This is a genomic window from Tardiphaga sp. (genome assembly GCF_025356345.1).
Classification (GTDB): Bacteria; Pseudomonadota; Alphaproteobacteria; order Rhizobiales; family Xanthobacteraceae; genus Tardiphaga.
On record NZ_JANXTC010000085.1, the window covers coordinates 1 to 3,132 of the forward strand.

Consider the following 3,132-nt stretch of genomic DNA (forward strand, 5'->3'; position numbering starts at 1 on the left):
ATTATGGGTGTCGGCGGAGATTGGTGGCACCGTGACCATCATCGATCCCGCGAAGCGTGAAGCCACCGGCAAGATCAGCTTTGCGATTCCGGGGCTGCGGCGCGAGGCGATCCAGCCCGTGGGCATCGGGATGACGAAAGACGGCAAGACCGCCTTCGTGGCCCTGGGACCGGCCAACCGCATCGCCGTGATCGATGCCGTCACACATCAGGTAACAAAATATCTGCTGGTCGGTCAGCGCGTCTGGCACATGGCGTTCACGCCGGATGAGAAATACCTGCTGACCACCAATGGCGTCTCCAACGACGTCTCGGTGATCGACGTCGCGGCGCTGAAAGTGATCAAGACCATCCAGGTCGGCGAGCTGCCCTGGGGCATCGCGATGGCACCGCCATGATTCAGATCCCCACCCCCCTTGGCCGATCGCCCGCGCCGCGCGCCGCCGCATCCGGCATCGCCGCGCTCTCGATCGAGCACGTCACCCATCATTATGGACCGCGCGTCGCGCTCGACGATGTCAGCCTCGCCGTCGCGCCGGGAACGTTTACCGCTTTGCTCGGCCTCAACGGCGCCGGCAAGAGCACGCTGGTGGCGCTGGTCACGCGGCTGTTCGGCATTCAGCGCGGCACCATCGGCATCTTCGGCCATGACATCAGCCGCGAGCCCGGCGAAGCGCTGCGCGGACTTGGCGTCGTGTTCCAGCCGCGCACTCTCGATCTCGATCTGTCGGTGCAGCAGAACCTGCTCTACCACGCCGCCCTGCACGGCATCGGCCGCCGCGACGCGCGAACGCGCGCCGCCGAAATGCTGGCGCAGGTCGGCCTCGGCGATCGCCGCGCCAGCACGGTCCGCGACCTGTCCGGCGGCCAGATGCGGCGGCTGGAGATCGCGCGCGCACTGCTGCACCGGCCGCGGCTGTTGCTGCTCGACGAGCCGACCGTCGGCCTCGACGTCAAGGCGCGGGCCGAGATGCTCGGCCATGTCCGCGCGCTGGTTCACGACCATGGCATCGCGGTGCTGTTCGCCACCCATCTGTTCGACGAGATCGCCGAGAGCGATCAGCTCGTCGTGCTGCATCAGGGCCGGGTGCTGGCGTGCGGCGCGCTGCCCGCCGTGCTGGCTCAAAGCGGCGCGCGCGACCTGCATTCGGCTTTCATGCGGCTGACCGGCGCCGCCGCGGACCGTTCAGGAGCAGGCCCATGACCGTCGCAGCCCTCCCGCTACGGACCGGTTTCACCCTCGCGCAATACGCGGTGTGCCTGCAGGGCATCGTCTGGCGCGAGGCGCTGCGCTTCCTGCATCAGCGCGAGCGCTTCGTCTCGGCGCTGGTGCGGCCATTGGTGTGGCTGTTCATCTTCGCCGCTGGCTTCCGCCAGGTGCTGGGGATTTCGATCATCCCGCCCTATGAGACCTACATTCTCTACGAGGTCTATATCACGCCCGGATTGATGGCGATGATCCAGCTGTTCAACGGCATGCAATCATCGCTGTCGATGGTCTATGACCGCGAGATGGGCAATATGCGCACGCTGCTGGTCAGCCCGATGCCCCGCGCCTATCTGTTGTTCTGCAAATTGCTGGCCGGCACCGCGGTGTCGGTGCTGCAGGTCTTTGCGTTTCTCGCCGTGGCGTGGTTCTGGGAGATCGAGCCGCCGCCGCTTGGCTATCTCACCGTGCTACCGGCCCTGCTGCTCACCGGGCTGATGCTTGGCGCCCTGGGCATGCTGATCTCCTCGGGCATCAAGCAGCTCGAGAATTTTGCCGGCGTGATGAATTTTGTCATCTTCCCGATGTTCTTTGCGTCCTCCGCGCTGTACCCGCTGTGGCGCGTGCGGGAGGGCAGCCCGATGCTGGCGTGGCTGTGCGAGTTCAATCCCTTCACCCATGCCGTCGAACTGATCCGCTTCGCGCTCTATGGCCGGCTCAACGGCATGTCACTCGCCATCGTTGCCGGCTGCACCGCCCTGTTCATGGTCGGGGCGGCGCTGGCCTATGATCCGTCGCGCGGCATCGGCCGCCGCGGTCCCGCGGGAGGCGAGACATGAAGTGGTGTGTCGGTTTGGCTGTACTGCTCGCGACGATTGCCATGAACCCGATCGCCCGCGCCGCCGATCCACGCTACCCCGACTGGCCCTGCATGCAGGCCAAGGTGCCGGAGGTCTCGCTGGCCGCGGTATGGGCCGGGCCGGATCTCGACGAGGTCTCCGGCAAATGGCGCGACGATGCCGCGGTCAGCGCGCTGGTGCCGCGACTGGCGGCGCGGCGCACGCCGCTCGACGAGGCGGAGACTTTGATCGCGGAATTTCTCGCCGGGGCCGGCGCCAGCAAGGCCCCGCGCGGCCGGATGCTGTTCGCCGGTCTGTTCGAGACGCTCAATGCGCAGCGCGGCTCGGTGATGAGCGGGCTGGAACGCATCACCCGCAAGCAGCGCGGCGCCGCCGACGCGATCCGCGCTGCGACGCAGGCGATGCACGCGCTGCAGGATACGACGACGCCGGACCCGGCGAAGATCGAGGCGCTCGGCAACCAGCTGCTGTGGCAGACCCGGATTTTCGAAGACCGCCATCGCGTCATCACCTTCGTCTGCGAGGTGCCGGTGGCGATCGACCAGCGGCTGTTCGCGCTGGCGCGGATGATCCAGCAGGGCATGGAGTGAGGGGCGATACAGCGTCGAGCGTTACGCTATCTCTTGTTACCCGGACGCGATGCGATGCGAAGTATCGCTTCGCAGATCCGGGGCCCCGCTTCTGCCGCGTGGCACCGGGATCCCGGATCTGCGCGGCAGCGTTGCACGCTGCAGCGCGTCCGGGAAACGCGTTCCGCGTCTCGCGCGATTCCATTCTGATTTATGCAACCCGCACGACTTCATTCCCGCGACGCTGGCGCGTCCGGGGTGTGCTGCATTCCCTGCCCCCCCTGAGAGGGCGCGCGGAACGCCGGGTGCCCGATGCACCCATGGCCTGTGCGCGAATGCCGTAGTCGGCAAGTAGCGATGCGCACAGCAACTTCCGGATTCACCGGTTTCACCCGGCGTTCCGCACGCGATGAGTCTCCGGCTTGTTTCGTGCTCTTCCCGGCGGAACGATCGTCGCCCGAGGCCTCTAGGAGCAGCGCGCCGGATTTGGCATCGCG

General features: G+C 66.9%; 3 protein-coding genes and 1 pseudogene. All 4 read left to right on the plus strand.

The window, feature by feature from the left end; genetic code table 11:
- A pseudogene (locus Q0S16_RS04670) lies at positions 1-397 on the plus strand (hypothetical protein); the annotation flags it as partial.
- Positions 394-1,203 (plus strand): ATP-binding cassette domain-containing protein, encoded by an 810-nt coding sequence (locus Q0S16_RS04675; protein ID WP_295845597.1) that lies wholly within the window; start codon positions 394-396, stop codon positions 1,201-1,203. The pseudogene Q0S16_RS04670 and the gene Q0S16_RS04675, both read left to right, overlap by 4 nt.
- The gene (locus Q0S16_RS04680) at positions 1,200-2,045 is read left to right on the plus strand and encodes an ABC transporter permease (protein WP_295845601.1); all 846 of its coding nucleotides are present in this window, start codon (positions 1,200-1,202) and stop codon (positions 2,043-2,045) included. The genes Q0S16_RS04675 and Q0S16_RS04680 overlap by 4 nt, the downstream gene beginning before the upstream one ends.
- Positions 2,042-2,656, plus strand: a complete 615-nt coding sequence (locus Q0S16_RS04685) for a hypothetical protein (protein WP_295845604.1) — start codon at positions 2,042-2,044, stop codon at positions 2,654-2,656. Before Q0S16_RS04680 ends, Q0S16_RS04685 begins: the two co-directional genes overlap by 4 nt.
- The last annotated feature ends 476 nt before the right edge of the window (positions 2,657-3,132 follow it).